Here is a 24,922-nt window from a genome sequence, read left to right as displayed (position 1 = left end):
GCCAGCCAACTTCGACAGAACCGTACAGGACGAAAAAATGAGCCTACGCCCCTTGCACGATCGCGTGATCGTGAAGCGACTCGATCAGGAAACCACCACCGCGTCGGGCATCGTGATCCCCGACAGCGCCGCCGAAAAACCCGACCAGGGCGAAGTGATCGCCGTGGGCCCCGGCCGCAAGGACACGGACGGCCAGCGCATCGTGCCCGACCTGCAGGTCGGCGAGCGCGTGCTGTTCGGCAAGTACGCGGGGCAAGCCGTCAAGGTGGACGGCAACGAGTTTCTCGTGCTGCGCGAAGAAGACATCGTCGCGGTCGTCAATCAATAACGGAGCGCAATCATGGCAGCCAAGGAAATCATTTTCAGCGACATCGCACGGTCGAAGCTGACCGAAGGCGTGAACATCCTCGCGAACGCGGTGAAGGTCACGCTCGGGCCGAAAGGCCGCAACGTCGTGCTCGAACGCAGCTTCGGCGCACCCGTCGTCACGAAGGACGGCGTGTCGGTCGCGAAGGAAATCGAGCTCGCGGACAAGCTGCAGAACATCGGCGCGCAGCTCGTGAAGGAAGTCGCGTCGCGCACCAGCGACGCGGCCGGCGACGGCACGACCACGGCCACCGTGCTCGCGCAGGCGATCGTCCGCGAAGGCCAGAAATACGTGGCGGCCGGGCTCAATCCGCTCGATCTGAAGCGCGGCATCGACAAGGCCGTTGCGTCGGCCGTCGACGAATTGAAGAAGATCAGCAAGCCGACCACCACGAGCAAGGAAATCGCGCAGGTCGCGACGATCTCCGCGAACGGCGAGGAATCGATCGGCCAGCGCATCGCGGAAGCAATCGACCGGGTCGGCAAGGAAGGCGTGATCACCGTCGAGGACGGCAAGTCGCTCGCGGACGAGCTCGACGTCGTCGAAGGGCTGCAGTTCGATCGCGGCTACCTGTCGCCGTATTTCATCAACAATCCGGACAAGCAGATCGCCGAGATCGAAAGCCCGTACATCCTGCTGCACGACAAGAAGATCTCGAACATCCGCGACCTGCTGCCGGTGCTCGAACAGGTCGCCAAGTCGGGCCGGCCGCTGCTGATCATCGCGGAAGACGTCGAAGGCGAAGCGCTCGCGACGCTGGTCGTCAACAACATCCGCGGCATCCTGAAGACGGTCGCGGTCAAGGCGCCGGGCTTCGGCGATCGCCGCAAGGCGCTGCTCGAGGACATCGCGATCCTCACCGGCGGCCAGGTGATCGCCGAGGAAACGGGCCTGACGCTCGAGAAGGCCACGCTCGCCGAACTGGGGCAGGCGAAGCGCATCGAGGTCGGCAAGGAAAACACCACGGTGATCGACGGCGCGGGCGATGCGAAGAACATCGAGGCGCGCGTGAAGCAGATCCGCGTGCAGATCGACGAAGCGACGTCCGACTACGACCGCGAGAAGCTGCAGGAACGCGTCGCGAAGCTCGCGGGCGGCGTGGCGGTGATCAAGGTCGGCGGTGCGACCGAAATCGAGGTGAAGGAGAAGAAGGATCGCGTCGACGACGCGCTGCACGCCACGCGCGCGGCCGTCGAGGAAGGCGTCGTGCCGGGCGGCGGCGTCGCGCTGATCCGCGTGCGGCAGGCGATCCGCGAACTGAAAGGCGCGAACGCCGACCAGGACGCGGGCATCAAGATCGTGCTGCGCGCGCTGGAGGAACCGCTGCGCCAGATCGTCACGAATGCGGGCGAGGAAGCGAGCGTCGTCGTCGCGAAGGTCGCGGAAGGCACCGGCAACTTCGGGTACAACGCGCAGACGGGCGAGTACGGCGACCTCGTCGAATCGGGCGTGCTCGATCCGACCAAGGTCACGCGCACCGCGCTGCAGAACGCGGCGTCGGTGGCCGGGCTGCTGCTGACGACCGATGCGACCGTGTTCGAAGCGCCGAAGGATGCGGCGCCCGCTGCCGCGCCGGGCGGCCCGGGCGCGGGCGGGCCGGGGTTCGATTTCTGACGACGCAGCGTGCGCGCCGGTTCGCCGGCGTGCGCGCGGCCGGGCAGGACCCTGCAACGCGTGGCGACGAAAGTCGTCACGCGTTGTGCGCTTTGGCGCACCGCAATACGATTGCCGGCGGGCCGATTGCCGCGCTCGGGTAAGATGAAGACCCGTCCCGTCACGCCACCGCCACGCCATGTCGCCCATCGCCAACATCCTGCTGCCGCTCGCCGGCGTCCTGCTGCTGAGCGTCGCCAGTCCCGGCCCGAATTTCGTGATCGTCACGTCCACCGCCGTCGTGTCGCGCCGCGCGGGCATGATGACGGGGCTCGGCCTCGCCGCCGCGTCGGGTACTTGGGCCGCGATCGCGATCGCCGGCCTGAGCCTGCTCGTGACCCACGTCGCCTGGGTACACACCGCGCTGCGGCTGGCGGGCGCCGCCTACCTGATCTGGCTCGGCCTGAAAATGATCGTGACCGCGCGCAAGCCGTTGCCCGTTTCCGCACCGGCCGCGACGTCCGACTGGCGCGCGGCGAGAAAAGGCTACGTCGTCAGCATGACGAACCCGAAGTCCGTCGCGTTCTACGGCAGTATCTTCGCGCTGATGGTGCCGGCCCATGCGCCGGCGTGGCTCGATCTGTCGGTCGTCGTGCTGTCGGTCGCGATCTCGGCTGCGTGGTATTGCACGATGGCGCTGCTCGCGTCGCATCCGTCGGTGCGCCGGCTGCTGATCCGGCGCAAGGCCGTGCTCGATACGGCCGCCGGGCTGTTGCTGATGGGCGTGGGTGGGCGGATGCTGGCCGGACGTTGATCCGCGGCGCCCCGATCGCTTCCGTCGCTCATCATCATGCCGACCGCACACACCCTTCTGGACGACTACGAACGCCTCGGCTGGACCGGTAACGATCCGATGTCGCAGATGCTGGCACTGCGGCGCGACGAACCAGCGGCACTCGTCGATCTCGTGATCGCGTCGTTCGATCGCACGTTCGCGCATGCGACGTTCATCGACGCCGCGATCGACCTGATGGACGACATCGCGTTCGCGAACGTTGCAGCCGAAGCGTGGCGACGGGTCGTCGAAGGCGCATGGAACGCGCGACTCGCGAACGTGCTGTCCAGCGTCGCGCTACGATCGCCGCAGGTGTTTTCCGATCACTGGGACGTACTGCTCGACGTGGTCGTCCCCCGGCATTCGCCGCGCATGCATTGTGCGGAATACGCGTGGCGGGCACTCGACGCGGCCACGATCGACGCGTGGCGCCGGCGGCTTGCGCAAGCACCCGCCGTTGACGACGCGGCGCGCGCACGCGCTGTCGCACTGCTCCATTCACGACAACCAGCAGCCGTGCTCGATGCGGTGGCCCGGCTGTTTCCGGACGATCCGGAGCAAGCCGCGAACTGGCTCATGTCAGCGGGCTACACGCTGGAGCACGGCACGTTGCGCGCATTGCACGGCGATTCTCCGCTGCATATCGACTTCGGACGCGCGCTGCGTGCGCCGGCACTTCGCGACATGCCGAAGTGGAAACGCGAGATTCAGGCGAATCATCCGACCTGGCAAGCGGGCGAATCCCGTCGGTCGAACGCGCACTTCGGCGGCGTGTCGCCGCATCGATGCGGCCTGTGCCATCAGCCGTTGCATCGGCTGCTGACGCTGCCGCAACCGATCGAAGCGGGTATCGACAGCACGACGCCCGTGTCGTTCGCCACCTGCCTGGCGTGCCTCGGTTGGGAAAGCGACGGCCCGCTGTTCTACCGGCACGACGAGTCGGGTCATGCGGTCGCCCATCCCTCGCAGCGGCACGATGCCGCGATCGAGCCCGACTATCCGGCCAGCCCCTTCGTCGAATCCGACGTCGACGTTTTCGCCGCGCCCGCGCGCTGGGCCTGGCAGGAATGGGGCGAGTCGAACGGCAGGCAGAACCTCAGCCGCGTCGGCGGTCCGCCGTCGTGGGTGCAGTCCGCGTGGTATCCCGATTGCCCCGATTGCGGCCGCAAGATGCGCTTCGCCATGCAGCTCGACTCCGAGCTTCCGCAAGTCGACGGCGGCGAATGGCTGTGGGGCAGCGGCGGCGCGAACTATACGTTCTGGTGCGCGCCATGCCGGACCAGCGCGCATCTGTGGCAGTGCACGTAACGCGCGATTCACGCACCTTTACGACCTTTTTACTTGCGCCCGCGCATCCGTTCACTAAAATGGATTCGCCATCCACCACCGAGCACGCGCCATGCGCATCCGAAGTCCTCGTCCTCCGAGTTGCTTCCCCGCCTGACAGGCCGGACGCCTGCGTCTCCTTCCCGAGCCACCGTCCCGCCGACAGGCGGACGATGCGCGCCGTAGTCTTTCCCGTGCATGCTTGAACACGACGTCGATGCGGTCGTCCCGCATCGCACATCGCAATGCGTGCGACACGTTCCGCGTAACGGCACGTCATCGATCCGCCGATCCGATCCATTTATTTTGCATCACTGATTTTATTCACGGGGATTCCCGCTTCCGAAGCTGCGCACGCCCCGTCTCGATCGTCTTTCATACAGGAGCAATGGAATGATGCTGGGCTTGACGTTCTGGAAACACGTGATAGGCGCGCGAACCCCTGCTCTTTGCGAGGACCGGACGACGGCGCACGGCCGACACCGCCGGGTATCGAGAACGCTCGTGCTGGCGAGCGCCATCGTGGCGTTCGCGGCAATCGCATTCGGCGCGCCGGTCGTCGGCATTTCAGTGTTTCTGCTGACGACGCTGCCGTTCGTGCTGTCGGGAACCTGAGGGTGTCCGTATCGCGCGCAGCGGCATCGGCGCTCGATACGAGATTTTAATGCCCGGCCCCCGCGTATCTGACACCGTCTTTACGCGGGTTTGTCTAGGATTTCCCTGTCATCCCGACACGGAGAGATCCGCATGCAAACGCATCAGGCCGCCGTCGGCGGCCAATCCGGCCGCCCTCAGCAACGCGGTGGCACACCGTTCGCGACCGCGCTCGCCGACGCCTGTCCGCCGGACAATATCCTGCTCGACGTACCGGTGGAAAGCGCGATCCAGTTGTTCGATCTCGTCGCTCACCATGTCGCACGCGACAGCGGCGTATCCGCGGAACGGATCCGGGCCGAACTGATCAAACGCGAACAACTCGGCTCGACCGGCCTCGGCCAGGGCGTCGCGATTCCGCATGCGCGCGTCGACGGGATCGGCTCGGCCGTCGCGCTGTTCGTCCGCGCGCGATACCCGTTCACGTTCAACGCGCCCGACCGCAAGCCCGTGCGCGAATTCGTCGTGCTGGTTCTGCCGCACGCGGACGACCGTGCACACCTCGAACTGCTCGCCGACGCCGCGCGATGGTTCAGCGAACGCGCGATCCGGCAAGCGTCACGCGACGCACAAACGCCCGACGAGATTCGCCGACTCATGCAACGCACTGTTTGATCGAGCGTCGCGCAACGACAGGTATCCCCTTCATCCTTTCGAACGCCCATGTTCCCAGACCCTGACACTCCCACTCGACGCGTGGCCGGCTTGGCCCGCTCACTGCCGTTCATGCAGGCGCTGCACGGACAGACCGTCGTCATCGTCGACGGTGGTGCCGCCAGCGACGTCCACACGCGCTCGGCCTTCGCGCAGGCTGTCGCGCTGCTCGCGCTCACCGGCATCCATCCGATCGTGATCCAAAGCATTCCGACTGCGTCCGGCGCGCAATCGGTCCACGCGACACACGCCGCCATGGCCGGCGTCAACCATGAACTCGTGCGCCTGATCGGCAGCCACGGCGCGCGGGCAATCGGCGTCGACGGTCACGACGGCGGCCTGCTCGTCGCCCGCGCCGAATCCGGCCACGCGAACACGAGCGAGGTCGCGCGGTTCGACGTCACCGCATTGAATGCGTTTCTCGACAATGGACTGGTGCCCGTCGTGATGCCCATCGCACCAGACGACGCGGGCCGCGACTGCCTGCTGCGCCCTGAACGGCTCGGCAGCGTGCTCGCGCAACACACGTGCGCCGTCTCGTTGGTGATGATGGTCGACAAAGGGTTGCTGCGCGAACTCGGCGATCTGGCCGGGCTGTACGGCATCACGGAGCTCGAGCAATGGCTCGCCGAGCATCCGGTCGCCGATGCGGCGCCGTGCGTGCGGGACGCGCTCGATGCGCTCGCGCACGGCGTGCAGAACGTCCATCTCGCCGATATCGGGCAACCCGAATCATTGATCGACGAACTGTTGACGGACGAAGGATCGGGCGTGGTGTTCTGCCGGCGCGGCAACACCGATCTGCTGTCGGAAATCCGTCGTTACTTCGCCGATTCGGCGTGCGTGCTGCGCGACGGGTTCAGCGTCGAGCGGAAGCCGGTCGTGCGGTTTTGACCGGGCAGCACGAACACGCTTGCGGCGGCCCGCAAAGGCCGCCGCAAGCGGGCAAGCATCGACACGGCAACGACGTCAACGTCGCGCCGCCAGTCTCCTGACGACACTCACCAGCGCATCGACTTCATCGCACGTGTTGTAGAACGCGAGTGACGGCCGCACCGTGGCTTCGAGCCCGAAGCGCCGCAGGATCGGTTGCGCGCAGTGGTGCCCCGAGCGCACCGCGATGCCCTCTTCGTTCAGCGCCTGCCCGACTTCCTCGGTTTCATAGCCCTTCAGCACGAACGACAGCACGCTCGCCTTGTCGCGCGCGGTGCCGACGAGCCGCACGCCCGGCACCGGCGCGAGCACGCTCGTCGCATACGCGAGCAGATCGTGCTCGTAGCGCGCGATGTTCTCGATGCCGACGCGGTTCACGTAGTCGAGCGCCGCGCCGAGCCCCACCGCATCCGCGATGTTGCCGGTGCCGGCTTCGAAGCGGTTCGGCGGCGGCTGGAACACCGTGCGCTCGAACGTCACGTCCGCGATCATGTTGCCGCCACCCTGCCACGGCGGCATGTCGTCGAGGATCGCGCGTTTGCCGTACACGACGCCGATCCCGGTCGGCCCGTAGATCTTGTGCCCGGAGAACACGAAGAAATCCGCATCGAGCGCCTGCACGTCCACGCGCATGTGCGAGATCGACTGCGCACCGTCGACCAACACCTTCGCGCCCGCGCGATGCGCGAGCTCGACGATCTCCTTCACCGGCACGACCGTGCCGAGCGCGTTCGACACCTGCGTGACCGACACGATCTTCGTGCGATCGTTGAGCAGCTTCCGGTATTCGTCGAGCAGCACCTGCCCCGAATCGTCGACCGGAATCACGCGCAGCTTCGCACCCTTGAGCGCGGCAAGCTGCTGCCACGGCACGATGTTCGCGTGATGCTCGAGATGCGACACGACGATCTCGTCGCCTTCGCCGACGTTCTGCACGCCCCACGTCTTCGCGATCAGGTTGATCGCCTCGGTCGTGCCGCGCACGAACACGATCTCGTCGGGCGACGATGCGCCGATGAAGCGCTGCACCGTCTCCCGCGCATGCTCGTACGCATCCGTCGCGCGGCCGGCCAGTGCGTGCGCCGCGCGGTGGATGTTCGAGTTCTCGTGTGCGTAGAAGTACGCGAGTCGGTCGATCACGGCTTGCGGCTTGTGCGTCGTCGCCGCGTTGTCGAACCAGACGAGCTGCTTGCCGTTCACGCGTTCCTGCAGGATCGGGAAGTCGCGGCGGATCGCGTTCACGTCGAACGGCGGATGGGCGCCGCGATGCAGCTGACCGTGCGGCTCGGCTGCCTGCGCATCGTCGATGAAGTAGCGCGGCACGTCGGCGCCCGACGCGCGCGACGCCGGCACGTCGCGATGCACGGCCAGCAGCGCGCGCAGCGCGTCGTCTCCCGGCAACCCGAACGCTTCCGGCGACGCGAGGCCGTTCGACGGCACGACGATGTCCTGCGGCGTCGCCTGCCAGCCCTGCAGCGAACCGTCGGTGAAGTAGTACGGCGACGCCTTCGCCGCGCCTTCCGGTGCCGGCGCATTCACCTGCGGCACACCGAGCGCCGCGCCGCCGACGCGCGGCTCCAGCGCGGGCGCGATCGATACGACGTTGTCGGGCAGCCCGTTCTGCGCGGCCGCATGCGGCGCGAGCGCGGGTGCGCGGTTGCCGAGCGACAGCACGTGCGTCGGCGCGGACGGCGCGAGGTTCGCGCCCGGTACCTTGCCTTGCGGCAGCGCGAGCCCCGGTACGCCGGTGCCCGCTCCGCCCGGGCCCGCGAGCGGCGAGCCGCCCGGCACCGGGTTGCTCACCGACGCGAGAATCGGCGCCGCCGCAGGCAAGGCCGACGGCACGCCGCCGACCGCGCCGCTGCCCGCCGACAGCCCGGGCGCGGTGGTCTGCCCGGGCGGCGTCGCGAAGAACTCGGACGCGAGCCGCGCAAGCGTCGCCGGGTCGGGCAACCCGGCCGGCAGCGGCGCGTGCGGCAACGCGTGCGCGTCGCCGCCGGCCAGGCCGGAATTAACGGTAGGTGTCGGGATAGTCATGGAACTTGGCGATTTCGACGTCATCGAGGACAGCCAGCGCATCCGGCGAATGGACCGCGAGCGAGCAATACAGCGAGATCAGGTACGACGCGATCGCCTGGTTGTTGATCCCCATGAAGCGCACCGACAGGCCCGGCCCCTGCTCGCCGGCGACGCCCGGCTGATACAGGCCGACGACGCCCTGGCGCTTGTCGCCGACGCGCAGCAGCAGGATCTTGGTCTTGCCGTCCGCGACCGGCACCTTGTCCGACGGAATCAGCGGAATGCCGCGCCACGTGAGGAATTGCGAGCCGAACAGGCTGACCGTCGGCGGCGGCACGCCGCGCCGCGTGCATTCGCGGCCGAACGCGGCGATCGCGAGCGGGTGCGTGAGGAAGAATGCCGGCTCCTTCCACACCTTCGTCAGCAGCTCGTCGAGATCGTCCGGCGTCGGCGCGCCCGTCAGCGGGAAGATCCGCTGTTCGTCGGTCACGTTCGCGAGCAGCCCATAGTCGGGGTTGTTGATCAGCTGGCTTTCCTGCAGCTCCTTGATCGTCTCGATCGTCAGGCGCAGCTGCTCCTTGATCTGGTCATGAGGACTGCTGTAAAGATCGGAGATCCGTGTATGCACGTCGAGCACCGTGCTCACCGCGTTCAGGAAGTATTCGCGCGGCTGTTCCTCGTACGGCACGAAGGTCTGCGGCAGCACGCTTTCGTCCTCGAGCTGCGTGCATGCGGCGCGCACGGCTTCCGGGTTCTTCACCTGGTTCAGGCGGTAGATGCCGGCCTCGACCGGCACCCATTGCAGCAGATGGGTCAGCCAGCGCGGCGTGATCGTGGAAAGCTGGGGGACGGTCTTGGTAGCGTTCGCTAGTTGGCGGGCGGCGTGATCGCTCAGCGCGGCCGTGCCGCTTGCAACGGTCGACATGTGTGGCTCCGGGTTCTTAAGATGAAAAACGGGATTGCTTATGACGCTGGGTGATTATCGGAAGCACGCCCCTGCCGGCTCAACATGCTATAGCCGTCAGGTCGTGCAACCGAAGGGGAAACGGGGCGAAGCGACCTCAGGTGACGTACGCACCCGGCAGCAGCGTCGAGATCGACACGTCGAACGCGCGCGCGATCTTGTCGGCCGTGACGATCGACGCGATCGCCTCGCCGCGCTCGATCTCGCCGACGTACGAGCGGTTCAGCCCCGCATGCTCGGCCAGCTGCTCCTGCGACCACGTGCGCGCTTCGCGCAGCTTGCGCACGGTGGCGCCGAAGTGATGGATGAGGTCGCTCATCGCGCCTCCTAGGCGACGCGCGCCGCCGTGCGCGGCGCGGCGTTCGCTTCGCTGCGCAGCACGGCCTGCGTGACGTTTTCGCCGGCCGGCACGTCCTGCGTGAGCCACACGTTGCCGCCGATCACCGCGCCGCGCCCGATCGTCACGCGGCCGAGGATCGTTGCGCCCGCATAGATCACCACGTCGTCCTCGACGATCGGATGGCGCGCGAGCCCTTTCTCCAGATGGCCGGCCGCATCGCGCGGGAAGCGCTTCGCGCCGAGCGTGACGGCCTGGTACACGCGCACGCGCTCGCCGATGATCGCCGTCTCGCCGATCACGACGCCCGTGCCGTGGTCGATGAAGAAGCCCGCGCCGATGCGCGCGCCCGGATGAATGTCGATGCCCGTTTCCGCATGCGCCTGCTCGGCGATGATCCGCGCGAGCAGCGGCAGGCCGAGCCCGTACAGCTCATGCGCGAGCCGGTGATGAATCATCGCGAGGATGCCCGGATAGCACAGCAGCACCTCGTCGACGCTGCCGGCCGCCGGATCGCCGTGGAACGCCGCGAGCACGTCGCTGTCGAGCAGCCGGCGAATCTCCGGCAAGCGTGCGGCGAACGCCTGCACGGCCTTCGACGCGACTTCGTCGAGATTGTCGGCCGGCCCGTCGGCATTGCGGTGACGCGCCGCGTAGCGCAATTCGAGCGTCACCTGCGTGAGCAACGCATTCAGCGCCGCGTCGAGCGCGTGGGCCACGTGGAAATTCTCGCTTTCCTGCCGCAGGTCGGGCGGCCCGAGCCGCATCGGGAACAGCACGCCTTTCAACGCGCCGACGATCTGCGCGAGCGCTTCGCGCGCCGGCAAATCACGCCCGCCGGGTTCGAGCGAACGCCGCTGCTTTTCGCGCCATGCGCGACGCACCGTCTGCAGCGATTGAACGATGTCGTCGATATCGAATGCGGCCATGCTGCTTTCTCCCCGTAACCGCCGTGAATCAATCCTGCGCCCAAGGCAGGCCGCGGAAACGCCAGCCGTTTTGGCCGCCGCGATGCTGCCGCTCGTCGAGGTCGCCCTCGAAGCCTTCGAGCACATTGAAAACCTGCGTGAAACCGCCCTTCGCCGCGGCCTCGGCCGCCTGCGCCGAGCGGTTGCCGCTGCGGCACAACAGCAACACGACCGCGTCCTTGCCAGTCTTCGCTTCCAGTTCGCGCACGAAGCGCGGGTTGCGCGTCAGGCTCGTGCCGGTCGCCCACGGCACGTGCAGCGACTCCGGCACGTAGCCGACGAATTTCCGTTCCTCGGCCGTGCGCACGTCCACCAGCACGGCGTCGCCCGCCGAAAACAACGCCCAAGCGGTTTCCGGCGCCACGCCACCCGCGTAGGGCTTGCCGGTCGCCAAGGCCGCCGCGCGCGCGTCTTCGAGCGCCTGCTGCGCAGCGGTTCGTTCTTGCAGTTCAACCGTCATGACACTTCCTTGTATTCTCAGATTCGTATGAACAAAGACACCGGGAATGCGGCTGTTGCAGCTTGCGTGCTGTCTATAGCCGTCAGCGTCACTATGCGAGTGCGGTCGGGGAAGCAGAACCAATAAAAATTCATTTCCTAATCAGCGCCGCGGGGAATGCAATAACGGACGCGCGCTATCGATGCGCGGTTGATGGCGGGCGGGAAATGAAAGGCGATGACCGTTCGATGTCGTGCATCGAAGGAGTTTGAAAGGAAGGGGAAGAACGAGCAGCGCGGCATTCCGCGCGTCGTCATGGAATCCGAAATGCGCGGGCGAAGCCACCGAGCGTCGCCGGCGCATGGGTTCTTCAGGATGTCATACCACTGGATCGACCGGCACAATCGGCACCCCGCGCGCTTCAATATCGCGCCCGGCAAGCAGACACAGATCCTCGCGATGATGCGTGGCCACCACCTGCACGCCCACCGGCACGCCGTTCACGATCGATGTCGTAACGGCCAGCCCCGGCAGCCCCATCGCGGGCAGCGCGCGCAACGTGAGCTGCGCTTCCCACACGCGCTCGAACCCGTCCGGCCCTTGCCGGTCGAGATCGTCGGGGAACGGCAGTTCCGCCGAAACGGGCAACAGCAGCACCGCATAGTCGTCGAGAAACAGCCGCCACGCTCGCGTCAGCGTGGTACGCCGGACCAGCGCGCGGCTGATCACGTCGGCCGGCAGGTCGCGCACCTTGCCGCGCACGGCGGCGATCACCGCGGCCGCGCCCGGATCGCCGTCTTGCGCCACGGCGTTCGCCAGCGCGTCGAATCCGTCGCCGAGCCACAGCTGCTCCTGCAGCAGCGCGGCCTCGCGCATCGGCGGCGTATCGTCGATCTCGTCGACGGTCCAGCCGGCATCGACCAGCCGGCGCGCGGCATCGCGCAACGCGGCCTCGACTTCGGGCACGACCTCCAGGCCGCGCGGACGCACGCACAGCGCCGCGCGCTTCGGCACCTCGCGCCCGTCGAACGGCACCGCGACGTGCCACGGATCGCGCGGGTCCGGCGCGGAGAAGGCGCGTAGCGCGAGCGAGAGATCGTCGATCGTGCGCGCGATCGGCCCGGCCGTCGACATCAGTTGCGCGCCGATCGCCCGCTCGGGCGACGATGCATTGAATGCCGGCACGCGGCCGAGCGACGGCCGGATCCCGTGTACGCCGCATGCATAGGCCGGGTAGCGCACCGAGCCGCCGATGTCGGTGCCGACCGCGAGCGGGCCGATCCCTGCAGCCACGGCCGCCGCCGCGCCGCCGCTCGATCCGCCCGGCGTCAGCGACGCATTGCGCGGATTGCGCGTGTGGCCATGCACAAGATTCGCCGTGAACCAGCGCAATGCGAACGTCGGGGAATTGGTGCGGCCGAGCAGCACCCCGCCGGCCTTCCGGATGTTCGCGACCACCGGGCTGTCGGCGGGCGCGACCAGATTGCGCTGCAAACGCGTGCCGTTGGTCGTCGCAAAGCCGGCCTGATCGACGTTGATCTTCACGGTGACGGGCACGCCCGCGAGCGGCCCCGGATCGTCGCCGCGCGCGATCGCGCGATCGACTTCGTCGGCCTGCTGCCGCACGTCGTCGGGACGGTGTTCGACCACCGCGTTGATCGCCGGATTCACGGCATCGAGACGATCGAGCACCGCGTCCGCCACTTCGCGCGCGGATACGTCGCGCCGCCGCACGCGTTTCGCGAGTTCGGTCGCGGACAGTTGCCAGAGTTCGGTCATGACTTCTCCTGGTGAAAAGACATCACGATCACGCGCGGAACCGCGCCCCTCACGAAAGCGCGGCGCCGCACGCGCTCACTGCGTATCCTGCTTCGCGCGCTCGGCCGCGGCGATGATCGCGTCGGCCACGGCCTTCGGCTGGCTCAGCATCGCGACATGGCTCGCGTTCACGCGCGTGACCGTCGCGCCGATCCGCTTCGCCATCGCTTCCTGCAGCGTCGGATCGATCATCCGGTCCTGCGTCGCGACGACGAACGTCGACGGCTTCGCATGCCACGCGGCCTGCGTGACCTTCTCCGAGATGCACCCGCCATACCATGGCCCCTGGGTCGCCGCGACGAGGCGCTGCTGCGCGGGCGGCAGATCCGGCGCGAAGTCCTGCGCGATCGCCTTGTCCGACAGCCGTGCGAAACCGCCCGCGTCCTTGCGCAACTCGCCGGCCCATGCCGGCGCCGGCAGCCCCTGCGTGACGTCCGCGATCGACTGGCCGTTGTCGGGGGCGAACGCCGCGACGTACACGAGCGACTTCACCTTGTCGTCGTTGCCCGCGTCGCTGATCACGACGCCCGCCCACGAATGGCCGACCAGCACGACCGGCCCCTTCTGTTCGTCGATCGTACGCTTCGCCGCGGCCGCATCGTCGGCGAGCGAGCTCAGCGGATTCTGCACCGACACCACGTGCAGCCCGCGCGCCTCCAGCAGCGGAATCACGCGGTTCCAGCTCGATCCGTCGGCGAACGCGCCGTGCACGAGCACGACGTTGGTGCCCTTCAGGTCTTCCTTCGGCGCGGCCTGCGCCGCGACCGCACCGAACAGTCCGCCGATCATCGCGGCGGATACCAGAACGCGTTTCGTCAAACCGGCCATCGTCATGCTCCTTTGCTTGTCGTGTCGTTCAAATGAAGGACTGCAGTGAAGGCCGCGCCTGCATGCGGCAGGCGCGGCGCGGAATCACGAATGCGCGTACAGGTCGTCGGCGGCGTTGCGTGCGGCACGCGGCTGCGCGGCATCGCGATGGCCGGCCGGCGTCGACGCATCGGCCACGTTGTCGCCTTGCGACTTCGACGGGCCGTTCTGGTCCGAACGTGCGACCTGCTCGGCAGCCGCGACGGCATGCTCTGCGGCGGCGATGTCGTCCGGGTAATGCGCTTCGCTGCCGGCCGGGTTGTAGCCGGCCTTCTCGAGACGGACGAGGTCGGCGCGCACTTCGGCACGCGTGAGGCCGTGGCCGGTATCGGCGAACGACAGTGCGGGTGCGACGGCGAGAATGGCAACGGCGAGGATTCGAGCGGCTTTCATGAGATTTCTCCTTGAACGAAGTTGGGGGTGTCGATCACCTGGCATCCGGTGCGAACGCCTGGCACCGAACGTTTGCTGCATGTCGACAGTAGAACCCGCGCACGTATCCGGCATGTTTCCGAAACCGGGGCTTTCTGCATGCCAGTTTTTCAGGAGCGGCCGCAGATACAGAGCGATACAAACCCGTTTGCCGATGCGCTGCGCCGTTCCCCGCGCACCACGAAAAAAGGCGTGCCTCGCAGGGCACGCCTTTCCGTCACCTTCACCTTCACCTCGCCGTGTCACGTCACGGCGCGAGCCGCGTGAACACGTAATCGTGGTTTTTCACCCGCGCCTGATGGCATGCAAAGCATGTCTGATGCTGGCCGAGGTCGGCTGGCACGCCGTTGATGAAGCGCCCGAATCCCCAGCCGCCCGTCGCCGCATAGCGGCGCGAATCCTTCACCATCACCTGCACGGTCGTCGCCTGGCCTGGCACCGTCGCGGGCGCGAACTCGTCGGACTGCTTGCGCTTGTATGCGAGCTTCACGAGGATCGTGCCGTCCGGAAACGGCAGCGTCGCCTGTTCGAGCGCGCGGATCGCGACCGGGTTGCCGAGCACCACCCGCAGTTCGTCGAGCGGTGCGGCCTCTTCGGCCGGCGCGACCATCTCCCACTTCCGGTAGCCGGGCGGAATCGTCACGCCGTAGATCGGCGACGCGGCCGCGGCCGGTTTCGGCTGCTCCGCGAACGCGGCCGGACCGCTCGCCGACCACGCACCGGCCAGCAGCACGCCCGCGACGAGCACATGGCGCGCGCCGCGCCGCCCCATTCCCACGCGGGCCCGCATCACAGATGCTCCACTTGCAGGATCGCATCGGCGAATGCCTGCGGCGCTTCCTGCGGCAGGTTGTGGCCGATGCCGCCCGTGATGGTCCGGTGCTGGTACTTGCCGGTGAACTTCTTCGCGTACGCGGCCGGCTCCGGATGCGGCGCGCCGTTCGCGTCGCCTTCCATCGTGATCGTCGGCACGGTGATCGCGGGCCCGGCCGCGAGACGCCGCTCGATGTCGTCGTATTGCGCTTCGCCCTTCGCGAGCCCGAGCCGCCAGCGATAGTTGTGGATCACGACGGCCACGTGATCGGGATTCCGGAACGATGCGGCCGAGCGCGCATACGTCTCGTCGGAGAACTGCCACTTCGGCGACGCGAGTTGCCAGATCAGCTTGTTGAACGCATCGCGGTTCTGTGCGTAGCCGAGTTCGCCGCGCTCGGTCGTGAAGTAGAACTGATACCACCACTGGAATTCGGCCTGCGGCGGCAGCGGCTTGGCGTTCGCCGCCTGGCTGCCGATCAGGTAGCCGCTCACCGACACCAGCGCCTTCACGCGCTGCGGCCACAGCGCCGCGATGATGTCGGCCGTGCGCGCCCCCCAGTCGTAGCCGCCGAACACCGCGCGGTCGATCTTCAGCGCATCCATCAGCGCGACGATGTCGACGGCCGTCACCGCCTGCTGGCCGTTGCGCACCGTGTCGGCCGAGCGGAACGTCGTCGAGCCGTAGCCGCGCAGGTACGGCACGATCACGCGATAGCCGGCCGCGACGAGCAGCGGCGCGACGTCCGCGTAGCTGTAGATGTCGTACGGCCAGCCGTGCAGCAGGAACACGACCGGGCCCTGCTTCGGTCCGAGATCCGCATAACCGACGTTGAGCACGCCCGCGTCGATCTGGTGGATCGGGCCCAGCGACGCAGCGCCGGCCGGGCGCTTCGCCGCCGATGCATCGGGCGCCGACTGCGCATGCGCGAGCGCGCTGAAGCCGAGGTCGGCCAGGCTCAGGCTCGCCAGCGTCGAGCCCAGGATCAGGCGGCGGCGGGTGTTCACGGTATCAGGCATGACTCGTTCTCCATTGTCGATCGCTAAGGAAAGGGCCCGCGGCACGTGCGGGCAATCGGTTCTCGCCATTCGCGGCGGCAGCGCATGGCACCGCGCCGCCGTGTGAATCGCTTCACCGGTTTTATATCCGAACCATCCGGACGCTTTGTATCCCAACGTATCCGTGTGCGAACACGACACACAGCGATTCAAAAATCGCGAGAAAACGACGCTTCGGCGCGGCCGCGCGGCACTCGCGGCCCGGTACGCCGGCGTGTCAGAACAGCCTGGCGATCGCGGGCACGCTGAGCACCGCGACGTAATAGCCCATGAACTGCACGCCGGTGTTGAACGCGAACAGGCGCGACAGCATCCCGCCGAACAGGCCGATCGTCACGATCACGGCGAGCCCGAGCAGTTGCCCTTCCCACACGCCGATCACGACGATCAGCCCCGCGAAGGTCGCGATGATCGCTTCGTGGCTCAGCTTGCGCGCGACGAACGCCGCCGCGCGGTGCGCGTGGTGCATCGCGAGCGGATACGCGATCAGCGCGGCCAGCACGATCGCCAGCAGCCCGTAGCCGAGGAACGCGGGCCAGCTCATCAGCGTATGCAGGTTGTGGATCTGCCCGCTCGCCGCGTCGACCGTGAAGCGCGGCGGCGCATTGAACAGCGGCGCGGCCGGGCCGGCCGCCACCGGGCTCAGCGGCAGCCCGAACGCGATCAGCGGAATCAGCGCTTCGGCGATATAGGTGGCCTCGGTCACGCCGTTGCGCGCGGCGATCACGGTCGTCAGGCGCTGGTACGCATGACGCACGCGCGCGCCGACGATCTCGCCCATCAGCACCGTCATCGCGACCGGGCTGAACACGAACGTCGCGCTCGACACGGCGGCCGTGCCGACCGTCCACGCGACCTGCTCGCGGTCGAGCACCTTCAGCGGATTCGGGAAATAGCCGCGCCAGCTTTTCACGTCGGGCGCGAGCACGAACGTCGACGGCCCGTCGCGGCGCATGCGCCGCCGCTCGGCCGGCGACAGGATCGAGAACAGGTCGGCCACTAGCGGGCCGATCGCGATCCCGAGGAAGTAGCTGACGCTCAGCTTCACGCCGTAATGACCGGTGAGCGCCTGCAGCCCGACCACCAGCATCACGAACGGCACCAGCAGCAGCACCGATGCCCAGCGCCCCGCCGAGCAGTACGCGATGCCGACGGCCGCCGCGAGGAACACCCACGGCGCGGCCTTCGCGATCGCCGCGCCGAACGGCGCGAGCAGCGACGCGAACAGCACCGCGAGCGGCAGCGCGACGAACGCGGCGACGATCGCGCCGGAGATCATCTTGCGCAGCGCGATGTGCGGCACGCCGAGCGCGCGCAGCAGCGTCGCCTGTTGCAGCAGCGGCGCGGCCATCGTGTCGCCGGGAATGCCGAGCAGCGCGGTCGGGATCGCATGCGTGATGTGCTTGGCCACCGCGCCCGCGAGGAAGAACGTGAACACGCCGGCCGGCGGCACGCCGAGCAGCGCGACGAGCAACGTGAGCGGCGCGATCGTCGTCGTTTCGTCGGTGCCGGAGATCAGCCCGATGCCGGAGAACACGATCGCGCCGAGCAGCCCCATCGCGAACGCGGCCGGCAACGCCTGCAGCAGTGCGTCCATCAGCGGCCTCCCGCGCGTGCGCGCCCGGTCGACGCGTCGTACGACGCGAACAGGTCGAGCAGCCCGAGTTCCTCCATCTCGGCGCGCGCGCTGGCCGACAGGTCGCTCGTCGCGCCCAGTCCGCCCGATGCTTCGGCGAGTTGCCGCAAGGCGTCGTCGCGCTCGGCGCTGCCCGCCGCATGCTCGATCACCGTGCGCTTCGGCTTGAACAGCACCGCGCAGATCGTGCCGGCCAGCAGGCAGCCGCCGAGGCCGATCAGCATCGCATAAGCGCGTGCGATCGCCGCGTCGTGCACGAACGATGCGAGCGCGATGCGGCCGATCTCGAACGCGCCGAGGCTGATCGCGATGCCGAGCAGCACCGACCACGCGAGATGCTTCGTCGCCACCGTGTCGCCCCACACCTCGACGAGCGTCGCGGCCGCCGCATCGGCGCCGGCCAACGGCCGGGTGCGATGCGGCGCGGGTGCGACGGCGCTTGAACCGGTCTGTTCCATGTGTCTCCTCCTGGTTTGATATGTCGCCGGCCATGCCGGCGCGGCGCGGACTGCACACCGCGTCGATCACGCGGCGCGTCAGCCGTCGCTGCGGCCCGCGAGCAGCTCGACGGCGAAATCGGTACGCACGTCCTTCGCCGCGACCATCCGCTGCGCGATCCGGTCGATGTCGGCGCCCGTCGCGCCGGCCGCGACGGCGATGTTGCGCGCATGCAGCGCCATGTGGCCGCGCTGGATCCCTTCGGTCGCGAGCGCACGCAGCGCCCCGAGATTCTGCGCAAGCCCGACCGCGACCGCAATTTCGCCGAGTTCCTGCGCGGACGTCACGTTCATGATCTTCAATGCGAGGCGCGCGAGCGGATGCGTCTTCGTCGCGCCGCCGACGAGCCCGACCGGCATCGGCATCTCGATCGTGCCGACGAGGTCGCCGTTCGCGGCCTTCTCCCACGTCGTCAGCGACGTATAGCGGCCGCTGCGGCTCGCGTACGCATGCGCGCCGGCCTCGACCGCGCGCCAGTCGTTGCCGGTCGCGACCACCACCGGATCGATGCCGTTCATGATGCCCTTGTTGTGGGTCGCCGCGCGGTACGGATCGGTCGCCGCGAACACGTATGCGTCGATCACGCGGTCGATCACCGCTTCGCCGGCGTAATCGTCGGTCGCGAGCGTCGCGGCCGAGTACCGTACCTCCGCGCGCGCCAACCGCAGGTCGGCGAGGTTGGACAGTATCCGCAACCGTACCTGGCCGCCGGTAATCGCCTCGATGCGCGTCGCGACGGTCTCGGCCATCGTGTTGACCGTGTTCGCGCCCATCGCGTCGCGCACGTCGACGATCAGGTGCGCGACGATCATCGCGCCGCGCGGCGTGTCGGGAAACACGTGAACCTCGATGTCGCGGCAGCCGCCGCCGAGGCCGACCAGCACCTTGTCGCGACTGTTCGCGAGCGCGATCAGTTCGGCCGCATGACGCAGGATCGCGAGCCGCGCGCCGTGCGGATCGTCGACACCGACCACCTGGACCTGCGCACGCATCAGCGGGCCGCTGCTCGACGTGCGGAAGCCGCCCGCCGCGCGCGACAGCTTCGCCATGTACGATGCGGCCGCCACGATCGACGGCTCCTCGACGGCCATCGGCACGATCACGTCCCGGTCGTTGATCCGGAAGTAGCCGGCCACCGCCATCGGCAGCTCGAACGTGCCGATCACGTTCTCGATCATTCCGTTCGCGGTATCGAGCGGCAGCGCGCCCGGTCGGGCGAGCAGCGCGTGCTCGGCATCGTCGAGCCCGACGACGCGGGCCAGGTGGGACAGGCGTTGCTCGGGCGTCAGCGAGCGGAAGTTCGGCAAGGCGGAATCGATCGGCATGATGGGTTGACTGTTGCGGGGTGGCGGTATTGCCCGTCGGTGCTTGCGGCGGGCAGTGGATAGCCGAATAATAGTCACGCTGTACCCATTGAAAAGGTACAGACGGCGCAGACAGTCCCTCAACCGTACCCATGACAGTGAGCCGGCCCGACGGAAGATTCCGATGAAACAGCGTGCAAAAGCCAGCCTGTCTGGCGCGATGGCGGACAATCTCGCCAGACAGATCGAGGAAGGGGTGTTGCCGGCCGGCGCGAAACTGCCGTCGATCAGGGAATACGCTGAGGCGTCCGGCTGCTCGAAGAACACCGTGATCAGCGCGTTCGAGATGCTCGCGGCCGACGGCCTGATCGAGCCGCGCCGCGGCTCCGGCTTCTTCGTCACGCGACGTGCGGCGGCCACGCCCGACCTCGACGAGCCGAGCTCGCTCGACCGCGCGATGGACATCGTGTGGCTGATGCGCGAGCAACTGCACGTGAAGCCCGACGTGCTCAATCTCGGCGAAGGCTTCCCGCCGATCGAGTGGCTCGAGGAAACGCGGCTGAACCAGTACCAGCAGCGCATCATGCGCACGAGCGCCGCATCGCTGTTCCGCTACGGCAGCCGCTTCGGCTACCTGCCGCTGCGCCAGTCGTTGCAACAGAAGCTCGCCGGTTACGAGATCGAGGCGCCGCCCGCGCAGATCGTGCTCACGCACGGCGCGAACCAGGCGATGGACCTCGTGCTGCGCTATTTCGTGCGCCCCGGCGACACCGTGCTCGTCGACGATCCCGGCTACTACCCGTTGTTCGGCAAGCTGAAACTGAGCGGCGCGAACATCGTCGGCGTGCCGCGCGAGATCGACGGCCCCGACGTCGCGAAGCTGGCCGAGCATATCGCCGCGTACCGGCCGAAACTGTTCTTCACGCAATCGGTCGGCCACAACCCGACCGCGACCGATACGAGCGCGGCCAAGGCGCACCGCATCCTGCAGCTCGCCGACGCGCACGACCTGATCATCGTCGAGGACGATGCGCTGGCCGACCTGCGGCCGCGCTCGCTCACGCGCATCGCGACGCTCGACCAGTTGCGCCGCACGATCTATATCGGCAGTTTTTCGAAATCGGTGTCGGCCGCGCTGCGTGTCGGGTTTCTCGCGTGCAATGCGGCGCTTGCCAGCGATCTCGCCGACGTGAAGATGCTGACGCACGTCAGCAGCTCGGAATACTGCGAACGCACGCTCGATGCGATCGTCAGCGATGGCCACTTTCTCAGGCATACGAATCATCTGCAGGAGAAGCTGCGGCGTGCGACCGGCACCGCGCTCGATGCGCTCGGCCGTCTCGGCGCGGAGGTCTATCGGCCGTGCGAGCAGAACCTGTATCTGTGGGCCGCGCTGCCCGGCTGGCCGGATTCGATGTCGCTCGCGCAGGCGCTGCTGGAGCGCGGCGTGATCCTCGCGCCGGGGGCGGTGTTCTCGCCGCAGGCCGATCGTCCGTCGAAGTATTGCCGGTTCAACGTTGCGTATCTGGCGGACAAGCGGTTTGCGCAGGCGTTGCAGGCGATTGCATAGGCGCGGCATGTCGTTGGAAAAGGGAAGCAACCGTAGCCGCGCGCCGATTCGCCATCGACGTTGCGCGGTATTCATCCATTCAATTCGAGGTGATCGATTTGGCCGATATCGATGAACAAGGCATGCATTCGTTGAAACGAACCGCGAGTGGACCGCCATTCTGGCTCGCGATGATCTGGATCGTGCTCGGGCTTCCGGCTCTCGCGTTTGCGGGCTTCTTCGGCTATTCCACGGCCTCCTGCAGTTCCTTCGGCGACGCGCTGAACTGGGCGCTGTTTCTCTCGGCCTTCGCCGTGATGGCCGGCGTCATCCATCATGCGCCCAGCATGTTGATCGGACTTGTTGTCTGCGCCGCAGCTGCGTCGATTGTCCGACGTTTTCAACGAATCGAGGTGACATGGATAGGGTTCCTGGTCACGCTAACCGGCATCTACTTTGCCGCGGCGATTGTCGGGAAGCTGATGGATTCACACTGGTCGTGCAGCCTCTTTTGACAGGCACCCCATCGCCACTCTAATGCTCACGCGAGGATTCAATCCGTATCGAAACCCGGTGTTTGAAAAACGCGGGCCGCGCAACAGGCCGGCCCGCATTCATCGCACCGACCCCGCCTACACGCGCCGCAACGGCCGGAACCCGGCACGCACTTCACGCGCGAACAATTCCGGTTCCTCCCATGCCGCGAAGTGCCCGCCCTTGTCGACTTCGTTGAAGTAGATCAGGTTGTGATAACTGCGCTCGGCCCAACTGCGCGGCGCCTGATAAATCTCGCCCGGAAACACCGTGATCGCCGCCGGCAACGAGATATCCACCGCGTTGAAGTTGTTCGAGTGATCCTCCCAGTAGATCTGCGCGGCCGACGTCGCTGTATTGGTCAACCAGTACAACGAAATGTCGTCGAGAATCTCGTCGCGCGGAATCGAGCGTTCGGGCACGCCGCCGCTGTACGTCCACTGCGAGATCTTGTCGTACATCCACGCGGCCTGCCCGGACGGCGAATCCGCCAGCGCATAACCTACCGTCTGCGGCCGCGTGACCATCATCGCCGAGTAGCCGCAGTTGTCGCGATAGAACGTCGCGAGCTTCTCGTACGCGGCCTTCTCCTTCGGCGACAGCGAAGCCGGCGCGGGCGCATCGGTCGCGAGCAGCGTCGCGATATCCGGCGGTACCGTCGCCGGCATGTTCACGTGAATCCCGGCCAGACCCTGCACGCGCTGCATCGCCATCCGGTGCGAGATCACCGAGCCGCAGTCGCCGCCCTGCGACACGAAGCGCGTATAGCCGAGCCGCGCCATCAGCTCGCCCCACGCGCGCGCGATGTGATCCGAACCCCAGCCGGTCTTCGTCGGCCGGCCCGAGAAACCGAAACCCGGCAGCGACGGCACGACGACATGGAACGCATCGTCCGCGCTCGCGCCGTGCGCGGTCGGATCGGTCAGCGGGCCGATCGCCTTCAGCAGCTCGAAGATCGAACCGGGCCAGCCGTGCGTCATGATCATCGGCATCGCGTTCTCGTGCCGCGAGCGGACGTGAATGAAATGAATGTCGAGCCCGTCGATTTCCGTGATGAACATCGGGAAACCGTTCAGGCGCGCCTCGCCCTTGCGCCAGTCGTAGTCGGTGCCCCAGTAGCGCAGCAGCGCCTGCATGCGCGCGAGCCGCACGCCCTGCGATTCGTCGGCGACGGTCTCGCGGCCCGGCCAGCGCGTCGCGGCGATGCGACGGCGCAGGTCGGCCACGGCTTCATCGGGAATGTGCGCGGGGAACGGGCGTATGCCGCTCGCGCCGGTGGCCGCATGCAGCGCGGTGGGCAGCATCGCCGACACCCCGGCGGCCACGGAAGTGGCCAGCAGGTGGCGACGCATCGGGGAAAACGGTGTGGAAGACATCGTTCGGCATCTCCTTTCGTGAAGTGGAAAGTGAACATGCCGCGCGCGAGATCGCGCCCAGGCTTTCAATCCGGCGCGCCCTCGTCACGCGGCGTCGCCCATTTGAAAGGTCTGATGTATCCCGGATTTGTCTGATTTGTACGCGTTTGTAGCTGTTGCACGGCGAGCGGCCACGCCTGTATGGCTGCTCGCCGATGCGGCGCTCAGAGCGCCTTGACGATCGCGCCGTCGACGCGAATGTTCTGCCCGGTGATGTAGCCCGCGCCGTCCGACAGCAGGAACGCGACCGTCTTCGCGATCTCGCCGGTCTTGCCGAAGCGGCCGGCCGGAATGCGCGCGACGATCTCCGGCGTTTCCGGCCAGCTGTCGATGAAGCCCGGCAGCACCGCGTTCATCCGGATGTTCTCGGCCGCATAGCGTTCCGCGTAGAGGCGCGTCCATGCGCTCAGCGCAGCGCGCAGCGCCGACGACACGGGCATCGGCTGCTCGGGCGCGTCCGCCGCGAAGCTCGAGATGTTGACCACCGCGCCGCCGCCCTGCTTCTGGAAGATCGGCGTCACGCGGCGCATCACGCGCACCACGTTCAGCAGGATCAGGTCGAGGCCCGCGTGCCAGTTGTCGTCGGTGATCGCCAGCAGTTCGCCCTTCGGCGGATGGCCGGTGTTGTTCACCACCGCGTCGATCCGCCCGTAGCGCGCGACCGTTTCCTGCACGAGCCGGTCGATATCGGCTTCCTCCGTCACCGAGCCCTGGATGCCGAAGCCACCCAGTTCCTCGCCGAGCGCCACCGCGCTGCCCGACGGCGACATCAGCGCGACGCGGTAGCCGGTCGCCGCCAGTTCGCGCGCGATCGCCGCGCCCATGCCCTTGCCCGCCGCCGTGATCAGCGCCACTTTTTCTACAGTCACGATCCGCTCCTCGTTTCGATTCTGCCGCCGCGCAGCCGCCATTCGGCGCGCCATGGTGGTAATGTAGGCGCATCGATTCCAGCTGTCGAACCAGTATTTCTGCCGCCAGCCGATAGTTTTTCTACAGCCTGACGATGCCGCCACGCCCTTCCCGCCTGCCGCCGCTGAATGCGCTCCGCGCGTTCGAAGTGTCCGCGCGGCACCTCAATTTCCGCGCCGCCGCCGACGAGATCGGTGTCACGCAGGGCGCCGTCGCGCAGCAGGTGCGCCACCTCGAGGACGTGCTCGGCCTGAAGCTGTTCGAGCGCCTGCCGCGCGGCCTCGCGCTCACGCACGACGGCGCCGCGTACTTCTCCGACGTGCAGCGCGCGCTGCACGCGATCGCCGACGCGACCGACAAGCTCGTCAAGCGCCGCGCCGCGCTGACGATCAGCACGACGCCGTCGTTCGCGTCGAAGTGGCTGATCCCGCGGCTCGCGCAGTTCACCGACGCGCATCCCGACTACGACGTGCGCGTGATCGCCGATCCGCAGATCGCGACGTTCCGCCACGACGGCGTCGACCTCGCGATCCGCTACGGCAAGCCGCCGTTCGGCAAGCATCTCGCCACCCATGCGCTGTTCCCGCTCGACGTGTACGCGGTGTGCAGCCCGTCGGTGCTGACCGCGCCGGCTTCGCCGCGCGCGCTCGCTGGCCAGGTGCTGCTGCACGACGCGCACGATCTGTGGCCCGAATTCCTCGCGGCGATGCCCGAACCGGTCGACGTCGATCCGCACAAGGGGCTGCGCTTCAACCAGACGTCGCTCGCGATCGACGCGGCCGTCGCCGGTCAGGGCATCGCGCTCGCGACCGAGCCGCTCGTCGAGCGCGACATCGCTGCCGGACGGCTGTGCAAGCCGTTCGACTTCGCGTTTCCGCTGTCGATGGGGTTCTATCTCGTGTATCCGGCCGAGCGCCGCGACGACGACGCGATCGCGGTAATGCGCGCGTGGATGATCCAGGCCGCGTCGGACGGGCGGCCTTGAGCCGCGTGAGCTCG

General features: G+C 67.7%; 26 protein-coding genes. 11 read left to right on the top strand and 15 right to left on the bottom strand.

What is annotated here, in order from left to right:
• Positions 1–37 precede the first annotated feature (37 nt).
• The 7 genes from KU887_RS28220 to KU887_RS28190 all read left to right on the top strand — a co-directional run bounded on the left by KU887_RS28220 (position 38) and on the right by KU887_RS28190 (position 6,323).
• Positions 38–328 carry a co-chaperone GroES gene (locus KU887_RS28220; protein ID WP_011694564.1) on the top strand — a complete coding sequence of 97 codons (291 nt, stop codon included), beginning with the start codon at positions 38–40 and terminating at the stop codon, positions 326–328.
• A gap of 12 nt (positions 329–340) precedes the next feature.
• Positions 341–1,981: a chaperonin GroEL gene (groL, locus tag KU887_RS28215; RefSeq protein ID WP_258256384.1), complete on the top strand. Its 1,641-nt coding sequence runs from the start codon at positions 341–343 to the stop codon at positions 1,979–1,981.
• Between the two features lie 178 nt (positions 1,982–2,159).
• Positions 2,160–2,774, top strand: a complete 615-nt coding sequence (locus KU887_RS28210) for a LysE family translocator (protein ID WP_006495723.1) — start codon at positions 2,160–2,162, stop codon at positions 2,772–2,774.
• 36 nt (positions 2,775–2,810) lie between these two features.
• Entirely contained in the window at positions 2,811–4,103 is a 1,293-nt protein-coding gene (locus KU887_RS28205) for a hypothetical protein (protein WP_006491521.1), read from the top strand.
• A 411-nt stretch (positions 4,104–4,514) separates the two neighbouring features.
• A complete protein-coding gene (locus KU887_RS28200; RefSeq protein WP_006491013.1) occupies positions 4,515–4,736 on the top strand; it encodes a hypothetical protein in 222 nt (73 codons plus the stop codon).
• 132 nt (positions 4,737–4,868) lie between these two features.
• Positions 4,869–5,390, top strand: a complete 522-nt coding sequence (locus KU887_RS28195) for a PTS sugar transporter subunit IIA (protein WP_006491012.1) — start codon at positions 4,869–4,871, stop codon at positions 5,388–5,390.
• 48 nt (positions 5,391–5,438) lie between these two features.
• On the top strand, positions 5,439–6,323 hold the full coding sequence (locus KU887_RS28190) for an acetylglutamate kinase (protein WP_309138179.1): 885 nt from the start codon (positions 5,439–5,441) through the stop codon (positions 6,321–6,323).
• Positions 6,324–6,398: 75 nt separating this feature from the next.
• On the opposite strand, the gene KU887_RS28185 is transcribed toward KU887_RS28190, so the two are convergent.
• From KU887_RS28185 to KU887_RS28150, 8 genes are all read right to left on the bottom strand, one after another.
• Entirely contained in the window at positions 6,399–8,399 is a 2,001-nt protein-coding gene (locus KU887_RS28185; RefSeq protein ID WP_258256382.1) for a family 2A encapsulin nanocompartment cargo protein cysteine desulfurase, read from the bottom strand.
• A complete protein-coding gene (locus tag KU887_RS28180; protein ID WP_006479760.1) occupies positions 8,374–9,306 on the bottom strand; it encodes a family 2A encapsulin nanocompartment shell protein in 933 nt (310 codons plus the stop codon). The genes KU887_RS28185 and KU887_RS28180 overlap by 26 nt, the downstream gene beginning before the upstream one ends.
• Positions 9,307–9,442: 136 nt before the next feature.
• Positions 9,443–9,664 (bottom strand): helix-turn-helix domain-containing protein, encoded by a 222-nt coding sequence (locus tag KU887_RS28175; protein ID WP_006484517.1) that lies wholly within the window; start codon positions 9,662–9,664, stop codon positions 9,443–9,445.
• An 8-nt stretch (positions 9,665–9,672) separates the two neighbouring features.
• Positions 9,673–10,611: a serine O-acetyltransferase EpsC gene (gene epsC, locus KU887_RS28170; protein WP_011694557.1), complete on the bottom strand. Its 939-nt coding sequence runs from the start codon at positions 10,609–10,611 to the stop codon at positions 9,673–9,675.
• Positions 10,612–10,639: 28 nt separating this feature from the next.
• Positions 10,640–11,110, bottom strand: coding sequence for a rhodanese-like domain-containing protein (locus KU887_RS28165; protein ID WP_059722368.1), 471 nt, complete (start codon positions 11,108–11,110; stop codon positions 10,640–10,642).
• Between the two features lie 357 nt (positions 11,111–11,467).
• Positions 11,468–12,868, bottom strand: coding sequence for an amidase family protein (locus tag KU887_RS28160; RefSeq protein ID WP_006495731.1), 1,401 nt, complete (start codon positions 12,866–12,868; stop codon positions 11,468–11,470).
• Between the two features lie 75 nt (positions 12,869–12,943).
• Positions 12,944–13,735 (bottom strand): alpha/beta fold hydrolase, encoded by a 792-nt coding sequence (locus tag KU887_RS28155; protein ID WP_006484617.1) that lies wholly within the window; start codon positions 13,733–13,735, stop codon positions 12,944–12,946.
• 84 nt (positions 13,736–13,819) lie between these two features.
• Positions 13,820–14,167 (bottom strand): DUF4148 domain-containing protein, encoded by a 348-nt coding sequence (locus KU887_RS28150; protein WP_062910074.1) that lies wholly within the window; start codon positions 14,165–14,167, stop codon positions 13,820–13,822.
• 27 nt (positions 14,168–14,194) lie between these two features.
• On the opposite strand from KU887_RS28150, the gene KU887_RS28145 reads away from it, so the two are divergent.
• Positions 14,195–14,473 (top strand): hypothetical protein, encoded by a 279-nt coding sequence (locus KU887_RS28145; RefSeq protein ID WP_143263640.1) that lies wholly within the window; start codon positions 14,195–14,197, stop codon positions 14,471–14,473.
• Here the strand turns inward: KU887_RS28145 and KU887_RS28140 are convergent.
• From KU887_RS28140 to KU887_RS28120, 5 genes are all read right to left on the bottom strand, one after another.
• Positions 14,454–14,996: a cytochrome P460 family protein gene (locus tag KU887_RS28140; RefSeq protein WP_012493119.1), complete on the bottom strand. Its 543-nt coding sequence runs from the start codon at positions 14,994–14,996 to the stop codon at positions 14,454–14,456. The two genes, KU887_RS28145 and KU887_RS28140, sit on opposite strands and share 20 nt — an antisense overlap.
• The gene (locus KU887_RS28135; protein WP_006484595.1) at positions 14,996–16,039 is read right to left on the bottom strand and encodes an alpha/beta fold hydrolase; all 1,044 of its coding nucleotides are present in this window, start codon (positions 16,037–16,039) and stop codon (positions 14,996–14,998) included. Before KU887_RS28135 ends, KU887_RS28140 begins: the two co-directional genes overlap by 1 nt.
• Positions 16,040–16,295: 256 nt before the next feature.
• On the bottom strand, positions 16,296–17,675 hold the full coding sequence (locus KU887_RS28130; RefSeq protein WP_006484537.1) for a tripartite tricarboxylate transporter permease: 1,380 nt from the start codon (positions 17,673–17,675) through the stop codon (positions 16,296–16,298).
• A complete protein-coding gene (locus tag KU887_RS28125) occupies positions 17,675–18,172 on the bottom strand; it encodes a hypothetical protein (RefSeq protein ID WP_006484516.1) in 498 nt (165 codons plus the stop codon). Before KU887_RS28125 ends, KU887_RS28130 begins: the two co-directional genes overlap by 1 nt.
• Positions 18,173–18,250: 78 nt before the next feature.
• Positions 18,251–19,537 carry a hydroxymethylglutaryl-CoA reductase, degradative gene (locus KU887_RS28120; protein ID WP_077056700.1) on the bottom strand — a complete coding sequence of 429 codons (1,287 nt, stop codon included), beginning with the start codon at positions 19,535–19,537 and terminating at the stop codon, positions 18,251–18,253.
• A gap of 163 nt (positions 19,538–19,700) precedes the next feature.
• Between KU887_RS28120 and KU887_RS28115 the strand changes: the two genes are divergently transcribed.
• Both KU887_RS28115 and KU887_RS28110 read left to right on the top strand, forming a co-directional pair.
• Complete coding sequence (locus tag KU887_RS28115) at positions 19,701–21,086, top strand: PLP-dependent aminotransferase family protein (protein WP_006484635.1); 1,386 nt, start codon at positions 19,701–19,703, stop codon at positions 21,084–21,086.
• 89 nt (positions 21,087–21,175) lie between these two features.
• Positions 21,176–21,580 carry a hypothetical protein gene (locus KU887_RS28110; RefSeq protein WP_258256376.1) on the top strand — a complete coding sequence of 135 codons (405 nt, stop codon included), beginning with the start codon at positions 21,176–21,178 and terminating at the stop codon, positions 21,578–21,580.
• A gap of 117 nt (positions 21,581–21,697) precedes the next feature.
• Here the strand turns inward: KU887_RS28110 and KU887_RS28105 are convergent, their stop codons facing one another.
• On the bottom strand, positions 21,698–22,975 hold the full coding sequence (locus tag KU887_RS28105; protein WP_258256375.1) for an epoxide hydrolase family protein: 1,278 nt from the start codon (positions 22,973–22,975) through the stop codon (positions 21,698–21,700).
• Positions 22,976–23,178: 203 nt separating this feature from the next.
• Positions 23,179–23,883: an SDR family oxidoreductase gene (locus KU887_RS28100; RefSeq protein WP_039354670.1), complete on the bottom strand. Its 705-nt coding sequence runs from the start codon at positions 23,881–23,883 to the stop codon at positions 23,179–23,181.
• A gap of 134 nt (positions 23,884–24,017) precedes the next feature.
• Here KU887_RS28100 and gcvA point away from each other — a divergent pair, with 134 nt between their 5' ends.
• Positions 24,018–24,908, top strand: a complete 891-nt coding sequence (gene gcvA / locus KU887_RS28095) for a transcriptional regulator GcvA (RefSeq protein WP_006495741.1) — start codon at positions 24,018–24,020, stop codon at positions 24,906–24,908.
• The last annotated feature ends 14 nt before the right edge of the window (positions 24,909–24,922 follow it).

The organism is Burkholderia sp. EMB26, assembly GCF_024730645.1.
In the GTDB taxonomy this organism is placed as follows: Bacteria; Pseudomonadota; Gammaproteobacteria; order Burkholderiales; family Burkholderiaceae; genus Burkholderia; species Burkholderia cenocepacia.
The sequence above is the reverse complement of the archived record's forward strand: the minus strand, read 5'-3'. Positions and strand labels throughout refer to the sequence as shown.